We start from the raw sequence: 15459 nt of genomic DNA, 5'->3' as shown, positions 1-15459 counted from the left end.
CGGAGCATGACACCCATGACCGGTCACAGTGCCGGGGAACCCGTGACCCGCAACGAGCAGGCCAATCACGAGCTGAGCGTGCGGGTGCGTGACCTCAACCTCTGGTACGGTGAGACCCAGGCGCTGCGGGACATCAACATCGATGTCTACCAGAAGAACATCACGGCCCTGATCGGCCCGTCCGGCTGCGGCAAGTCGACGTTCCTGCGCTGCCTCAATCGCATGAACGACCTGATCCCCAGCGTGCGTATCGCCGGCCTGGTGGAGATGGACAGTCGCGACGTCAACGAGGCGAAGATGGACGAGGTGGCCCTGCGTCGCCGCGTCGGCATGGTGTTCCAGAAGCCCAACCCCTTTCCCAAGTCGATCTACGACAACATCGCCTATGCGCCGCGCATGCACGACCTGGTGAGCCGCAAGGCCGACACCGACGAACTGGTGGAGCGCTCGCTGCGCGATGCGGGGCTCTGGGAAGAGGTGAAGGACAAGCTGCAGGAGCCCGGCACCTCGCTGTCCGGCGGCCAGCAGCAGCGCCTGTGCATCGCCCGGGCGATCGCCGTCCAGCCCGATGTCATCCTGATGGACGAGCCGACCTCGGCCCTGGATCCGATCTCCACGGCGACCATCGAGGACCTGATGGACAAGCTCAAGCAGCAGTTCACCATCATCACCGTGACCCACAACATGCAGCAGGCCGCGCGGGTCGCCGACTACACGGCGTTCTTCCACCTCGGCGAACTGGTCGAGTACAACGATACCCAGACCATGTTCTCCAATCCGGCCACCAAGAAGGCCGAGGACTACATCACCGGCCGTTACGGCTGATCGCGGCGGGTCCGCGGGGGATCGACGGGGAGGCGACCGCGCCTCCCCGTCGTCGTTTCCGAGCGCGTCAGGCGATCGTCACGTCGATCGCACGGGAATGGCCTGCCATGTGCCATCGTGGCCATGGCCGCATCGCCGAGGTCTCTCGTCCGGCTGCGCTGCGCTGATCGGCGCCCGAGTCAGGTGACCGCCTCGTCCCGAGGCACGTGTCGACGCAGGCACCAGAGCCCGAGCGCCGGGCCCGGTAGCAGCCACCAGATCGTCCAGGGGCCTTGAGAGTCCCATAGCGCGGTGGTCAGCCAGATGCCGGGAATCGTCAGGCTGAAGCCGATGGCGTTCATCACCGCCAGCGTCGACCCCACGTGAGCGCGCGGGGCGTTGGCGGCGGCCAGGGCGGAGAACTGCGGCGAATCGGCGATCACCGTCAGCCCCCACAGCGCCATCAGCGCCAGCAGCCACCAGGGCGACACATGCGCGAGCAATGGATAGCCCAGGCAGATCAGCCCCGAGATGGCCAGCGCGCCTCGGGCCACCGGCAGGCTGTCCAGTCGCCGGCTCAGCCGACCGCCCAATACGCAACCCACCGCGCCCAGCGCGATCACGGTGAAGGCCAGCCACGGGATCAGTGATGCAGGGGCCGACAGACGGTCGAGCTCGCGGCCGACCAGGAAGGGCGTCAGGGTCCATACCGCGTAGAGCTCCCAGCAGTGGCCGAAGTAGCCGCCGGCCACCGAGCGAAAGCGCGGATCGCGCAGCGCGGCCAACCCCTCGCGCAGGCGCGCTCGGCCGCCTGGTGGCGGCAGGTGCGGCCCGTCGCCCAGGGCCAGGACCAGGGCGCCGCCGGCGAGTGCCAGCATAGAGGCGCCCAGCAGCGGCATCTGCCAGGACAGCCCCAGGGTGGCGCCGCGCAGCAGGTGGGGCAGGGCGGTGCCCAGCGTCAGCATGCCCAGCAGCCAGGACAGCGCCGCCCCGGTGTAGCGCGGCGTCCAGCCGATCACCAGCTTCATGCCCAGCGGATAGATGCCCGCCAGGCAGACGCCGGTGAGAAAGCGCAGCGCCAGGGCGAGCGCGGGGTGGGGAGCGGCCAGTATGAAGCCGGCATTGGCCAGGGCGCCGGCCAGGCAGGCGGTGGCGAACACGCGGCTGGCACGGAAGCGATCGGTGAGTCCGCTGGTGGCAAGCCCGAGGGCACCGAGGATGAAGCCGGCCTGCACGGCCAGCGTCAGCCGGCCGAGGTCGGCGTCGGAGAGTCCCAGGTCACCGGCGAGCGACAGCCCCACGCCGTTGACGCTGAACCACAGCGAGGTGCCGAACAGCTGGGCGATGACGATGATGGCCAGGGGATGGCGCGAGGGCGAGCGCATGACAGGAAATCCGCTGATGCGATGCTGGAGCGACCATCCTATGAGCCATGGCTCATCTCATCCAGCCGGCGATGGTCGCGTACGATGCCGCAGGATGTCGGCGCGATCGGGCTCGCCGGACCTCAGCTGGCCGTCGAGGCGGCGACGAAGGGTGCGATGCCGTCGATCAACCGCTCGGGGCACTCTCGGTGGGGCACATGACCGCAGTCCGCGAGCATAAGCGGCTCGTCGGGGCCCGGCGTCAGGGCCGCGATGCGCCGGGGCTGTTGCGGGGAGCCGTATTCGTCGCGTTCGCCGTGGACGGCCAGGGTGGGACAGCGAACGCCGCCCAGAGCCTCATCCAGCCGCCAGTGCCGGAAGGCTTCGGAGTGCCAGGTGTCCACCCAGGCGCGCAGCACCCAATCGGCCTTGTCGCCGTGATGGCGGGCCAGCCGCTCCATCTGTCCGGGGGCCGTGAAGGCGCGCTCGGCGGTGCGGATGCCGGCCAACGTGCGGGGCTCGGTGAAGGCCTGGGCCGCGACGGTGATCATCGCGTCGCAGGCGTCGGGATGGCGTGCCGCGATGTTGGCGGCCATGCCGCCGCCTACGCTGTGGCCCAGCACCATGAAACGCGCCAGCCCCAGGCGCTCCCGCAAGGCGGCGAAGCCGCTGCTCGCCTCGTCATCGATGAAGCTCGGGGGCAGTTGTCCGGGGTAGGGCGCCGACCGGCCGTAGCCCAGGCGATCGTAGGCCACCACCGGGCGGTTCAGGGTGCACGCCAGTCGGGCCGGAAAGCTCCGCCACAGCGAGACGCTGCCCAGCGAATCGTGCAGCAGCACCACGGGCGTCCTGTCGGCGTCTTCTCCTCGCGGCGGCATCCATCGCACGGCGTACAGCTCGCCCTGCGGGGTCGCGATGCGTGTTTCCCGGCCCTCTCTCACGGCATCGCGCCTAGTCGACCAGCTCGACGGCCACCGCCGTGGCCTCGCCGCCGCCGATGCACAGGCTGGCGATGCCGCGCTTGCCGCCGCGCTGGCGCAGGGCGTGAATCAGGGTGGCGATGATGCGCGAGCCGGTGGAACCGATGGGGTGGCCCTGGGCGCAGGCGCCGCCGAAGACGTTGACCTTGTCGTGGGGCAGGCCCAGGTCGTCCATGGCGATCAGGGTGACCACGGCGAAGGCCTCGTTGATCTCGAACAGATCGACGTCGCCCACGCCCCAGCCGAGCCTGGTCATCAGCTTCTCGATGGCGCCGACCGGGGCGATGGTGAATTCGCTGGGATGCCGCGAGTGGGTGCTGTGGCCCAGCATGCGCGCGATGGGCTTGGCCCCCGCACGCTCTGCCGCGGCCCGACTGGCCAGAATCAGCGCCGAGGCGCCGTCGGAGATGGAGCTCGAGTTGGCGGCGGTGATGGTCCCGTCCTTGGCGAAGGCCGGGCGCAGCGAGCGGATCTTGTCGAGCTTGGCCTGGAAGGGCTGCTCGTCGTGCTCGACGAGGGTATCGCCGTGTCGGCCCGGGACCGTGACCGGGGCCATCTCCGCGTCAAGGTGCCCGGCGTTGGTGGCGGCCATGGCCCGCTCGAGGGAGGCGATGGCGAAATCGTCCAGGCGCTCGCGGGAATAGTCACGGGCGCTGGCGACCTGCTGGGCGAAGCCGCCCATCAGCTGCCCCGTTTCGGCGTCCTCGAGGCCGTCCAGGAACATGTGGTCCTTGAGCTCGCCGTGGCCCAGGCGATAGCCGCCGCGCGCCTTGGTCAACACGTGGGGCGCGTTGGACATCGACTCCATGCCGCCGGCCAGCAGGATGTCGCCGCTGCCGGCGCGGATCAGGTCATGGGCCAGCATGGTGGCCTTCATGCCGGAGCCGCACAGCTTGTTGACGGTGGTGGCACCGATGCCGTCGGGGATGCCGGCCTGGCGCATGGCCTGGCGGGCAGGTCCTTGCTTGACGCCTGCGGGCAGCACGCAGCCCAGGATGCCTTCGTCGAGGGCGTCGGCCTCGATGCCGGCGCGCTCGATGGCGGCGCGGATCGCCGTGGCCGCGAGCGTCGGCGCGCTGAGGCTGGAAAGGCTGCCCAGCAGGCCGCCCATGGGCGTGCGTGCGGCGGAGAGGAAGACGATGTCTGTGGAATCGCTCATGTAGGGTCTCCCGACTCTGGGGTTTTCGTCGTGAAGGTCAGAGACCGTCGGCGCGTTGACCCGCCGGCGGGGCTATGGTTCTCTCAAGGTCAACCAAGCAAGCGCTAGTGTAAACGTCGATGAATGTAATGAATGACTCGCCGCGCCGCAAGGAGCTCACACGTCAGGCCGCCCAGCTGTTCGTCCAGGAAGGCTTCGACCGTACCACGGTGCGCATGCTGGCCCAGGAGATGGGGATCAAGTCGGGCAGCCTCTTCCATCATTTCCGCGACAAGCAGGAGATCCTGGCCGCGGTGATCGAGGAGGGCACCGAGAATGCCCTGAGCATCGCGCGTGCCGCCCTCGAGGAATGCGACAGCGACCCGGAAGCGAGGTTGCACGCCATGGCCCGGGCCCATCTGGCGACCCTGCTCACAGACCGCAATGCCCATGTAGTGGCACTCTACGAGTGGCGCCGTCTGGACGGCCAGGCTCGTGCCCATCTCAGCCACCTGCGTGACGCCTACGAGGCGCTGTGGGAGACGGTCATCGACGAGGCGCTGGCGGCTGGGGTGATCCAGGGCGATCGCTTCCTGGTGTCGCGCTTCGTGATGGGCGCGCTCAACTGGACCGTGCGCTGGTACGACCCCGAGGGCGAACGCTCTCCGGAGGACCTGGCCCGGGAACTCATCGCCATGCTCATGTCCCCTCGCGCCTGATGCTTCACGTCGCCCGCCGTTCGGCGGGCTCGACCATCGTCTAGTTCATCCTGTCGCTTTACATCTTGCCCCATCGACGAGAAGCCTCTAGCGTGTACCTAGCGCTTGCTAGGTTGACGTTTACGTCAACTGTATAACAGCGAGCCGGATTCGCCAAGAGGCACCCGTGCCGGCAGACGGCCGATCGCCGACAACAAGCACAATGGCCCCGAGAAGGGGCCGTCAGCCAAGAGGGCAGCTCATGAGCACATCCGCGACGCTTACCGACTACTCGACCTATCTCGATGCTTTCTCCGTCGATGCGGTGATCGATCGGCTCGACGATCATCGCGATGGCCAGCTCAACGCCTTCGAGGCCTGCTGCGGGCGCCATCTGCGCGAGGGTCGTGGCGAGGCGACGGCGCTGGTGCACGAGGATGTCCAGGGAAACATCACCACTCTGAGCTATGCCCAGCTGGCGGCGGCGAGCGAGCGGCTCGCCGGGTGGCTGGAGCATCGAGGGCTGGGCCAGGGCGACCGCATCGCCTGCATGCTGCCGCGTTCGCCGCAGCTGTTGATCGCGGTGCTCGCCACCTGGCGCATCGGGGCAGTCTACCAACCGCTGTTCACCGCTTTCGGCCCGGACTCGGTGGACTTCCGCCTGGGGCGTGCCGATACCCGGCTGGTGATCACCGATCGGGCCAATCGCGCCAAGTTCGACGGGCTGGCGAGCTGCCCACCGGTGCTCTCGGTCGGCGGGGCGGATAGCGACCACCAGGCCGACCTGGATTGGCAGGCGGCCCTGGACTCGCCCCCGATCGCCACCCCCGCGCCCCGACTGGCGCCCGAGGCACCTTTCCTGCAGATGTTCACCTCTGGCACGGTGGGCAAGCCCAAGGGGGTGGCCGTACCGCTCTCGGCGCTGCCCGCCTTTGCTCTCTACATGGAACTGGCCGTCGGACTGACGTCCGATGACCGCTTCTGGAACATGGCCGACCCGGGCTGGGCCTACGGGCTCTACTATGCGATCACCGGCCCGCTGCTGCTGGGGGCGACCACCCATTTCTGCGAGGCGGGGTTCAGCGCCGAGGGCGCGCTGGCCTTCATGACGCGTCATCGCATCACCAACTTCGCCGCGGCGCCCACCGCCTACCGGCTGATGAAGGCCTCGGGGCTGTTCGACGATGCTCGCGAGACCCTCCAACTGAGGCGGGCCAGTTCCGCCGGCGAGCCGCTCAATACCGAGGTGGTGACCTGGGTGGAGAGCGCGCTGGGCTGCCCGGTGATGGATCACTACGGCCAGACCGAGACCGGCATGACCTGCTGCAACCATCATGCCCTTGGCCATCTCAAGCACGTCGGCGGCATGGGCGTGCCGTTGCCCGGCTATCGGCTGGCGATCCTCGACGCCGAACATCGCGAGCTGCCATCGGGCGAGCCCGGCGTGCTGGCGGTGGATATCGCCCGGTCCCCGGCGCACTTCTTCCCCGGCTACACTTGGCAGGAGAAGCATCCCTTCGCCGAGGGCTACTACCTGACCGGCGACGTGGTGGTGCGCAACGAGGACGGCACCTTCCAGTTCGCCGGCCGTGACGACGACATCATCACCACCGCCGGCTACCGGGTGGGGCCCACCGACGTGGAGAATTCCGTCCTGACCCATCCCGCCGTGGCCGAGTCCGCCGCCGTCGGCCAGCCCGACGAGATCCGCGGCGAGATCATCAAGTCCTACGTGGTGCTGCGCGAGGGGGTGGAAGAAAGCGAGGCCCTGGCCGACGAGATTCGCCAGCAGGTTCGCGAGCGGCTCTCGACCCATGCCTTTCCCCGGGTGATCGAGTTCGTCGATGCCCTGCCCAAGACCCCGAGCGGCAAGATCCAGCGCTTCAAGCTGCGCGCGGACGCCGCCGACAAGGCGGCGACGCCCGCCCCCTGACCGAGGAGACTCTCGATGCAAGTGAAGGACAACGCCTTTCTGATCACCGGTGCCGCTTCCGGCCTGGGAGCGGCCACCGCCGAGCGCCTGGTCGCGGCCGGCGGTCGGGTGGTGCTGTGCGACCTCAGCGAGGCCGTCGAGGCGCATGCCGAGCGGCTGGGCGAGGCGGCACGCGCGGTGCGCGGGGACGTCACCTCGGCCGACGACATCCAGGCCGCGGTGGATGCCGCCGTGGCCCTGGGAGGCGAGCGCGGCCTGGCGGGAGTGGTGCACTGCGCCGGGGTGGTCAGCGTGGCCAAGCTGCTCGATCGCGAAGGCCATCCCGCGGACCTGGAGGCCTATGCGCGAACCCTGCAGATCAACCTGGTGGGCACCTTCAATGTCATGCGCCTGGCCTCGGCGGCCATGGCCAGGAATGTGCCGGGAGAGGACGGGGAGCGCGGGGTGATCATCAACACCGCCTCGGTGGCGGCTTTCGACGGCCAGGTGGGGCAGTGTGCCTACAGCGCTTCCAAGGCGGGTGTGGTGGGCATGAGCCTGCCGGCAGCCCGGGAGCTGTCGCGCCACGGGATCCGGGTGATGGCCATCGCCCCGGGCGTGTTCGAGACGCCGATGATGAGCGACATTCCCGAGGCTGCCGTGGAGGCGCTGTCGGCCGCCGTGCCTTTCCCCAAGCGGCTGGGGCGCCCCGACGAGTATGCCCGCCTGGCCGAGCAGATCGTCACCAACCCGATGCTCAACGGCGAGGTGATTCGCCTGGACGGCGGCATTCGCATGCAATGACCCGGCTGCGCCGGGAGCTGAAAGAGCCGGGCTTCGCCCGGAGCTGGAAGAACGCCCGCTTCGCCCGGAGCTGGAAGAACGCCCGCTTCGCGGGCTTAAGCTGGAAGCTTGAAGAAAACCCGGCCGGGCTTCGCCCGGAGCTTGAAGTCATAAGCTTGAAGCTTGCAGAAAACCCTTGACCCGATGATGGCGGGGTTCATGCTGCCTTCCAGCTTCCAGCTTCCAGCTTCCAGCTTCCAGCTTCCAGCTTCCAGCTTCCAGCTTCCAGCTTCCAGCTTCCAGCTTCCAGCTTCCAGCTTCCAGCTTTTCGTTTCTTCATCCTAAAACGAACGCTTGACTGTCTTTCTGTGCGGGCGTAATTTCAAACACATGTTTGAAGCGGCCTTCGCCGTGCCCCTACGCCCGACAGCAGGAGAGACCGAGATGCCCGACTATCAGGCCCCGCTGCGCGACATGCGCTTCGTGATGGAGGAGTTGCTGGACTACCCCGCCCACTATGCGCGGCTGCCCGGCGGCGAGGAGGCCACTCCGGACGTGGTGGCGGCGATCCTCGAGGAGGGCGGGCGCTTCGCCCGCGAGGTGCTGTTGCCGCTGAACCAGAGCGGTGATCGCGAGGGCTGCCTGCTGGAGGGAGGCGAGGTCAAGACGCCGCGCGGTTTCAAGGCCGCCTACCGGCAGTACGTCGAGGGCGGCTGGCCGGGCCTGGCGGCGTCCCCCGACCACGGCGGCCAGGGGCTCCCGCCGTCGCTGTCGATGGTGCTCTCGGAGATGATCTGTTCGGCGAACCTGGCCTGGGGCATGTACCCGGGGCTCTCGCACGGCGCGGCCGATGCCCTGCGCCACCATGGCACCGCCGAGCAGCAGGCGACCTACCTCACCAAGCTGGTGGAGGGCACCTGGACCGGCACCATGTGCCTGACCGAGCCCCATTGCGGCACCGACCTGGGCCTGATCAAGACCCGGGCGGTGCCGAGGGACGATGGCAGCTATGACGTCACCGGCACCAAGATCTTCATCTCCGCCGGCGAGCACGACCTGGCCGAGAACATCGTCCACCTGGTACTGGCCAAGCTGCCCGATGCGCCCGAGGGCTCCAGGGGCATCTCGCTGTTCGTGGTGCCGAAGTACCTGCCAGAGCACCTGACCGGCGAACAGGGTGAGCCGGGCGCGCGCAACGGCGTGGTCTGCGGCTCGCTGGAACACAAGATGGGCATTCACGGCAATGCGACCTGCGTGATGAACTTCGACGGCGCCAGGGGCTTCCTGGTGGGTCGCCCTCACAAGGGACTGGCCTGCATGTTCACGATGATGAACGCCGCGCGCATCGGGGTGGGCATCCAGGGATTGGGACTGGCCGAGGCGAGCTTCCAGAACGCCCTGGCCTATGCTCGGGATCGGCTGCAGATGCGCTCCCTGGACGGGGCCAAGGCCCCAGACAAGCCTGCCGATCCGATCATCGTACATCCTGACGTGCGGCGCATGCTGCTGACCCAGAAGGCCTTCGCCGAAGGCGGCCGCATGCTGGTGCTCTACACGGCCCAGTTGGTCGACGTGGTCGAGCACGGCGAGGACGTCGCCGAACGCGAGCGCGCCGATACTCTGCTCGGCCTGCTGACGCCGATCGTCAAGGCGTTTCTCACCGAGGTCGGTTTCGAGGCGACCAATGAGGGCGTGCAGGTGTTCGGGGGCCATGGGTTCATCCAGGAGTGGGGGATGGAGCAGCTGGTGCGTGACGCCCGCATCACTCGCCTCTACGAGGGCACCACGGGTATCCAGGCCCTGGACCTGCTGGGCCGCAAGGTGCTGATGAGCCAGGGCGAGACCCTCAAGGCCTTTACCAGGGAGATCCACAAGTTCTGCCAGGCCGAGCAGTCCACGCCGGGGATGGCGGAATTCGTCCGCCCGTTGGCCAAGCTCAACGCGGAATGGGGCGAGCTGACCATGGGCCTGGGAATGAAGGCCATGAACGACCGCGACGAAGTGGGCGCCGCCAGCGTCGACTATCTGATGTACGCGGGCTACGTGACGCTGGCCTATCTGTTCGCCCGCGCCGCCCGGCAGGCGCGAAGCGCCCTGGAAGCCGGCACGGGCGAGGCCGCCTTCTATCGCACCAAGATCGATACCGCGCGGTTCTATTTCGAGCGGCTGCTGCCGAGGACCCGTGGCCACAAGCAGGCCATCGAGGCGGGGGGCGATTCGCTGATGGCGATCTCCGCCGAGGACTTCGGGCTCGGCTTCGAGATCTGACAAGCGGAGCGATCGCGGTTTCTCTCTCGGCCGGTCGGTGACCGGTGGCTTGGCGGCGAGGTCATCTCGCCGCCTTTCTTGCGTCTGGCTGCCGGGCCTCTGGTGCTCGGGCGAAGGTAGGGGCATGATGCCAGCTTGGATCGAGCCCGCGATAACGCGCCCTGTGCGCCAGGAGGCCAGCATGTCCCGAACGAACCGCCTGCAGGAACTGCTCGGTAGGCTGCGACATCACGATGGACCGCTCGGCGGGCAGGAGCTCGCCGAGGCGCTTGGGGTGCCGCTGCGCACGCTCTACCAGGATATCGCCGTGCTGCGGGCGGTGGGCGTCGAAATCGTCAGTGAGCCCGGACAAGGGTATGTGCTGCCGCCCGACGTTCCGCTGCCGCCGCCGGCGCTGCGAGCTCCCGGCGTCGAACCTTCGGCCGAGCTGGTCTTCTACACCAACCCCTTGTCGAGGGGCGGCATCGTCCATTGGATGCTCGAGGAGCTCGGCATCTCCTATCGCCGGGAGGTGCTCGATTACGGTGCGCCGATGAAGGCGCCGGACTATCTGTCGATCAATCCGATGGGCAAGGTGCCGGCCATACGCCATGGCGACGTCGTGGTCACCGAGGCCGCGGCGATCTGTGCCTATCTCGCCGACGCCTTCCCCGAGGCGGGACTGGCGCCGGCGCCCGATCGGCGTGGCGCCTACTACCGCTGGCTCTTCTTCGCGGCAGGGCCGCTCGAGACCACGCTGTCCCTGTCGTCGCTGCTCGGCGTGCATCCGAGCCCGGCGCAGGAGATGCAGCTCGGCTGCGGAAACTCGGAGGCCGTGGTCGAGACGCTGGCCGGGGCGGTTCGCGACCGCCGCTTCATCGCCGGCGATGCCTTCAGCGCGGCCGATGTCTACGTCGGGTCCCATATCGGCTGGGGCATGGCGTTCGGCACGCTTCCGCGACGTCCCGAATTCGAGGCCTACTGGGCCGGCCTCGAGGCGCGCCCGGCCCAGCGCCGAGCCGCGGCATTCGTTGACGAGGCAAGGCAATACGCGGCGGGCTCGTAGCCCGTCGGTGCCGCACGACGCCGAGTCACGGGCGGTGAGCGCTGAAGGTTCCGGCGCGACGTTTCAGCGGGCGTTGGCGTCGACCTGGAAGAGTCCGAAGGTGTTGCCTTCGGTATCCAGGAAGTAGCCCTGCCAGCAGGTGTCGGGAATGGCGAAGACGGGCAGGGCGACCCGGCCGCCGAGCCCCTCGACACGGGCCGCCGCTTCGCGGATGTCGTCGACCTCGAAGGAACAGGTGAAAGCGTTGGTGCCGCACTCGGCAGGCGGCGTGGCGGCCGGTCGCTCGAGCAGGCCGCCGCGCAGGCCCTCGGCCTCGAGGCGCCAGTAGGCCACCGGGAGACCCTCCACGGCGGTGAATCGCCAGCCGAGCAGGCCGGTGTAGAAGGCGCGAGCTCGCTCGGGGTCGTCGGCCTGGATCTCGAGGTAGGGTTGAGCGCTCATCGGGATGATCTCCGCTGTCACTTCCACTTGATGTTGCAGCCAATGGACGGTTGCTGGTGTGGGCTCGGTGCGTGGCCTGCCAGCACGGCATCGGCGGCGGCGCGCAGGTCCTCGCCGGTCACCGGAAGCTCCTTGCCAGGGCGGCTGGCGTCGAACTGGCCGCGATAGGCGAGCCGGTGATCGCGGTCGAAAAGGAAGATGTCAGGGGTGCAGGCGGCCTGGAAGGCCCGGGCGACCTCCTGGGTCTCGTCGACCAGGTAGGGGAAGGTGTAGCCCCTTGCCCGGGCTTCCTCGAGCATCTTCTCGGGGCGATCCTGCGGATGACGCCGGTAGTCGTTGCTGTTGATGCCGACCACCGCCAGCCCCTTGGCCTGATACTCGCGGCCGAAGTCGGCCAGGGCGTCGGCCAGGTGCTTGACGAAGGGGCAGTGGTTGCACATGAAGACGACCAGCAGCGGCTGGTCGGGGTAGTCATCGCTTCCCGTCGCATGGCCTTGGGCATCGGCCAGGCGGAAAGGGGGCAGGGGGCTGCCAAGCTCGATCATGGTGGACGGCGTCAGGGACATGGGAGCTACCGTTGTGTGGGTGATCTTCTCAGCCTATCAGAAGGCTCGCAGGCCGCCCGGCGGTTGCCGATTCAGTCGTAGCCCAGTGCCTGGCGCAGCCGATCGGCGTGGTGGGCCACCCAGTCCGGGTCGATGGGGCCCCAGTCACGGATAACGTAATGGCCGACGTTGTGGCGCTGGCCGGGTTCGGGCTCGAATTCGCAGCGAACGTCCAGTTCGGCCAGGGCGGCGATGGTGTCCTGGGCGGTGCGGCGCGGCATGCCGGTGGCCTGCATGATCGCCGGCACGCTGGCGGTACCGGCGGCGATCAGGTGGGCCACGTAGAGGCGGCGATAGAAGCTCGTCTGGGTCTTGCTCAGGCTCATTGTGGGGATCGTCCGGGAAGATTTGCCACAGGCTGACATGGCGCAGAGGCGAGTGCCAGCCTGGGCCTTCTCCAGGACGACGCCTCAGCGGGAGCGGGAGAGGAACCAGTCCTTCATGGTATCGGTAATGCGGCGCATGTCGTCCTCGGGAGTGATGTAGGCCGGCATGGTGTACAGCCAGCGGCCGAAGGGGCGCAGCCATACGCCTCGAGTGCGGGCGAAGTCGGCCACGCCCCTGAGAGCGGCGGGGTCGTGGACCTCGATCACCGCGGTGGCGCCGAGCACGCGTACGTCGGCGACATCAGCGTGGGCACGCAGCGACTCATCGTCCGCCAGCTCCTGGCGTAGCACGCCGTTCAGCGCCTGGATGCGGCCCAGATAGTCATCCTCCTCGAACACCGCCAGACTCTCCAGGGCGACGCGGCAGGCCAGCGGGTTGCCCATGAAGGTGGGGCCGTGCATAAAGGCGTGCAGCTCGCTGTCGCCGATGAAGGCATCGTGGACGCGGTCGGTGGCCAGCGTCGCGGCATGGCCCAGATAGCCGCCGGTGAGCCCCTTGGACAGCACCATGATGTCCGGCGTCACCTCGGCGTGATCGGCGGCGAACATCCGGCCGGTGCGGCCGAAGCCGGTGGCCACCTCGTCGAACACCAGCAGCACGTCGAACTCGTCACACAGCTCGCGGGAGCCGCGCAGGTAGTGGGGCGAGGTCATGTTGAGCCCGCCGGCCGCCTGCAGCAGCGGCTCCATCAGCAGTGCGCCGATCTCTTCGTGATGGGCCTCGAGCACAGCGCGCAGGGCGTCGAGGTCGTCCTGCACCTCGGCGCGGCTGGCGTCGAAGCCTGCGGTGGGCGCGGGGGCGAAGTGGTGCCGGGGCAGGAAACCGGTGAACAGCGAGTGCATGCCCTCTTCTGGGTCGCAGACCGCCATGCAGCCGGCGGTGTCGCCGTGGTAGGCCTTCATCAGCGTCAGCATGCGATGCTTGGCCGGCTTGCCGCGCAGGTAGTGGTACTGCACGGCCATTTTCATGGCCACTTCCATGCCTACCGAGCCGCTGTCGGAGAAGAACACATGATTCAGGCCTTCCGGCGTGACGCGAACCAGTTCCCGGGCCAGGCGGTCGGCGGGATCGTGGGTGAGTCCGCCGAGCATCACGTGGCACAGCTCGTCGGCCTGGCGCTGGATGGCCTCGACCAGCCGCGGATGACGATAGCCGTGGATCATGCACCACCAGGAGCAGGTGGCATCGAGCAGCGACTCGCCGCCCTCCAGGGTGAAGCGCGGGCCTTCGCCGCCGATCACCTTGGGGGATGGGGCCTGGGTCTTGAGGTGGGCGTAGGGGTGCCAGACGGGGGACGTCATCGGGCCTCCTGAAGCGTGCATGAACGGCGCCATCGGGACGGGCGGCGTGCCGATGGAGTGGCTGTGGCTACCTTACATGTAAACCATGGTGTTATGAAGATGTTGACTGTTGGCGCGTGGCATCCCCCGCCTTGAGCGGATAAAGTGTCGACCATATCGGCCGAATCGAATTGAGGATGTGCCTCGCCGCGTCGGCCGGCATCGCTGACAGTGAGGATGGCATGACGACAGTCGCGTCCGCGTCTCATGAGAGCCTTTACCTGGCGGCCCTCTCGGTCGGCAGCCGTGCCATGATGCAGGCCGACAACTGGGCGGATGGCGTGGACCGGTTACTCGCCGAGATCGGCCGGGCGACCGGTGCCAGCCGGGTGTGGGTCTTCCAGTTGCTGGAGCTCCAGCCCCAGGCCGTGCTGCAGGACTACGTCTTCGAGTGGGCCGCCGCGCCGGCCTATCGGCAGCTGATGCAGCGCCGCTTCCGTTTTTTCCGTTCGGGGCTCGAGGATCCCGTCTATCGTCGCCTGGTCGAGGAGCGACGTGACGGCGGATGCCATGACCTGTGCGTGTCGGACATGGCCGACGGTCCGCTGCGACGCCACCTCGAGAGCCAGGACATTCTGTCCATGGCCACGGTACCGATCATGGTTCATGGCGAGTGGTGGGGCACGCTGGGCATCGACGACTGCCGGCGGGCGATCTCCTGGAAGGGACCTGGGCTCGATCTGCTGATCGCCACCGCCGAGCTGATCGCGGCCGCCATCTATCGACATCGACTGACCAGCCGCTCCCGGCAGGTCGAACTGTTCCAGCGGGTGGCGAACTGCGGCGTCTGGGAAGTTGCGCTGACCAATGGACACGTCTGGTGCTCCGAAGCCCTCAAGGCGCAGCTGGGCTATCCCGCGACCTATCCGCGCGTTCCGCTGCGCCGCATGCTGGCCAGGCTGTGGCGCGAGGATCGACACCAGCTCTGGCAGCAGGTGCGTGCTTGCCTGGCCGGGCGGCAATCGCACTGTCGGCTGGATGTGCGGATGCCGCTCTACGCGGGTGGCACCGGCTGGTTCGAGATCGTCGCCGAGATCCAGCGCGACGAGGCCGGCCGACCGCTGTCCATGGCCGGAATCCTGATCGACATTCATCGCCGCAAGCGAGACGAGGAGCGTTCCCGACGGGCCGCCGAGTCGGATGCCCTGACCGGGGCGCTGAACCGGCGAGGGCTGATGCGTTGGCTGGAAGCCCATGCTCGCCGCGAGTCGGTGCACCTGATGCTGCTGGACATCGATCATTTCAAGGCGGTCAACGATCGATACGGCCATGCGGCGGGCGATGCCCTGCTGTGTCAGCTGTCCCGGCGATTGCACGGCGAGTTGCGCGAGGACGATGCACTGGTGAGGTTGGGCGGCGAGGAGTTCGCGCTGCTGATTCGCAGCGGCGACGGCGAGCGGATGCTGGCCCTCGCCGAGCGACTGCGCGGTGCGGTGGTCGACCGTCCCTTTCGCCTGCAGCTGCCCGGAGCGCCGGAACCGGTGACGGTCGCCGTCTCGATCAGCCTTGGCGTCGCGCGCATGCCACCGGGAACGACGGATCTCGAGACGCGTCAGGCCCTGGCGCTGGTCTGGGCGGACGAGGCGCTGTATGCCGCCAAGCAGGCGGGGCGCAATCGCACCAGGCGGCATGCAAGCGTGACCGGGGCTGGAAACGGTGCCTTGGGATCTTGCGCGACCGAACGCTGAGCCCGG

General features: G+C 68.2%; 16 protein-coding genes. 9 read left to right on the top strand and 7 right to left on the bottom strand.

The features are described 5' to 3' along the window. Nucleotides 1–42 precede the first annotated feature (42 nt). Nucleotides 43–825: a phosphate ABC transporter ATP-binding protein PstB gene (gene pstB / locus FHR96_RS04980; RefSeq protein WP_183386697.1), complete on the top strand. Its 783-nt coding sequence runs from the start codon at nt 43–45 to the stop codon at nt 823–825. 179 nt (nt 826–1004) lie between these two features. Here the strand turns inward: pstB and FHR96_RS04975 are convergent, their stop codons facing one another. The 3 genes from FHR96_RS04975 to FHR96_RS04965 form a co-directional block, all read right to left on the bottom strand. Then, entirely contained in the window at nt 1005–2189 is a 1185-nt protein-coding gene (locus tag FHR96_RS04975) for an MFS transporter (RefSeq protein ID WP_183386567.1), read from the bottom strand. A 122-nt stretch (nt 2190–2311) separates the two neighbouring features. Continuing rightward, on the bottom strand, nt 2312–3007 hold the full coding sequence (locus FHR96_RS04970; protein ID WP_343066330.1) for an alpha/beta fold hydrolase: 696 nt from the start codon (nt 3005–3007) through the stop codon (nt 2312–2314). Nucleotides 3008–3119: 112 nt separating this feature from the next. Further along, complete coding sequence (locus FHR96_RS04965) at nt 3120–4307, bottom strand: acetyl-CoA C-acyltransferase (RefSeq protein ID WP_183386566.1); 1188 nt, start codon at nt 4305–4307, stop codon at nt 3120–3122. A 128-nt stretch (nt 4308–4435) separates the two neighbouring features. Here FHR96_RS04965 and FHR96_RS04960 point away from each other — a divergent pair, with 128 nt between their 5' ends. The 7 genes from FHR96_RS04960 to FHR96_RS04935 all read left to right on the top strand — a co-directional run bounded on the left by FHR96_RS04960 (nt 4436) and on the right by FHR96_RS04935 (nt 10992). Continuing rightward, nucleotides 4436–5005, top strand: coding sequence for a TetR/AcrR family transcriptional regulator (locus FHR96_RS04960; protein WP_183386565.1), 570 nt, complete (start codon nt 4436–4438; stop codon nt 5003–5005). Between the two features lie 241 nt (nt 5006–5246). Continuing rightward, entirely contained in the window at nt 5247–6917 is a 1671-nt protein-coding gene (locus tag FHR96_RS04955; protein ID WP_183386564.1) for an AMP-binding protein, read from the top strand. Nucleotides 6918–6932: 15 nt separating this feature from the next. Next, complete coding sequence (locus FHR96_RS04950; protein WP_183386563.1) at nt 6933–7700, top strand: SDR family NAD(P)-dependent oxidoreductase; 768 nt, start codon at nt 6933–6935, stop codon at nt 7698–7700. Next, complete coding sequence (locus tag FHR96_RS04945; RefSeq protein WP_183386562.1) at nt 7697–7879, top strand: hypothetical protein; 183 nt, start codon at nt 7697–7699, stop codon at nt 7877–7879. Before FHR96_RS04950 ends, FHR96_RS04945 begins: the two co-directional genes overlap by 4 nt. A gap of 19 nt (nt 7880–7898) precedes the next feature. Then, nucleotides 7899–8024, top strand: a complete 126-nt coding sequence (locus FHR96_RS22565) for a hypothetical protein (RefSeq protein ID WP_281378369.1) — start codon at nt 7899–7901, stop codon at nt 8022–8024. 99 nt (nt 8025–8123) lie between these two features. Next, nucleotides 8124–9947, top strand: a complete 1824-nt coding sequence (locus tag FHR96_RS04940; protein WP_183386561.1) for an acyl-CoA dehydrogenase C-terminal domain-containing protein — start codon at nt 8124–8126, stop codon at nt 9945–9947. A 181-nt stretch (nt 9948–10128) separates the two neighbouring features. Further along, on the top strand, nt 10129–10992 hold the full coding sequence (locus tag FHR96_RS04935; RefSeq protein WP_183386560.1) for an HTH domain-containing protein: 864 nt from the start codon (nt 10129–10131) through the stop codon (nt 10990–10992). 63 nt (nt 10993–11055) lie between these two features. Here FHR96_RS04935 and FHR96_RS04930 read toward each other — a convergent pair whose 3' ends face one another. The 4 genes from FHR96_RS04930 to bioA form a co-directional block, all read right to left on the bottom strand. Continuing rightward, complete coding sequence (locus tag FHR96_RS04930; RefSeq protein ID WP_183386559.1) at nt 11056–11433, bottom strand: VOC family protein; 378 nt, start codon at nt 11431–11433, stop codon at nt 11056–11058. A gap of 17 nt (nt 11434–11450) precedes the next feature. Beyond that, a complete protein-coding gene (locus FHR96_RS04925) occupies nt 11451–11999 on the bottom strand; it encodes a thioredoxin family protein (protein WP_183386558.1) in 549 nt (182 codons plus the stop codon). A 71-nt stretch (nt 12000–12070) separates the two neighbouring features. After that, a complete protein-coding gene (locus FHR96_RS04920) occupies nt 12071–12364 on the bottom strand; it encodes a winged helix-turn-helix domain-containing protein (protein ID WP_183386557.1) in 294 nt (97 codons plus the stop codon). An 84-nt stretch (nt 12365–12448) separates the two neighbouring features. Continuing rightward, a complete protein-coding gene (bioA, locus tag FHR96_RS04915; protein ID WP_183386556.1) occupies nt 12449–13726 on the bottom strand; it encodes an adenosylmethionine--8-amino-7-oxononanoate transaminase in 1278 nt (425 codons plus the stop codon). 221 nt (nt 13727–13947) lie between these two features. Here bioA and FHR96_RS04910 point away from each other — a divergent pair, with 221 nt between their 5' ends. Further along, nucleotides 13948–15453 carry a sensor domain-containing diguanylate cyclase gene (locus FHR96_RS04910; RefSeq protein ID WP_183386555.1) on the top strand — a complete coding sequence of 502 codons (1506 nt, stop codon included), beginning with the start codon at nt 13948–13950 and terminating at the stop codon, nt 15451–15453. The last annotated feature ends 6 nt before the right edge of the window (nt 15454–15459 follow it).

The organism is Halomonas organivorans, assembly GCF_014192055.1.
In the GTDB taxonomy this organism is placed as follows: Bacteria; Pseudomonadota; Gammaproteobacteria; order Pseudomonadales; family Halomonadaceae; genus Halomonas; species Halomonas organivorans.
The sequence above is the reverse complement of the archived record's forward strand: the minus strand, read 5'-3'. Positions and strand labels throughout refer to the sequence as shown.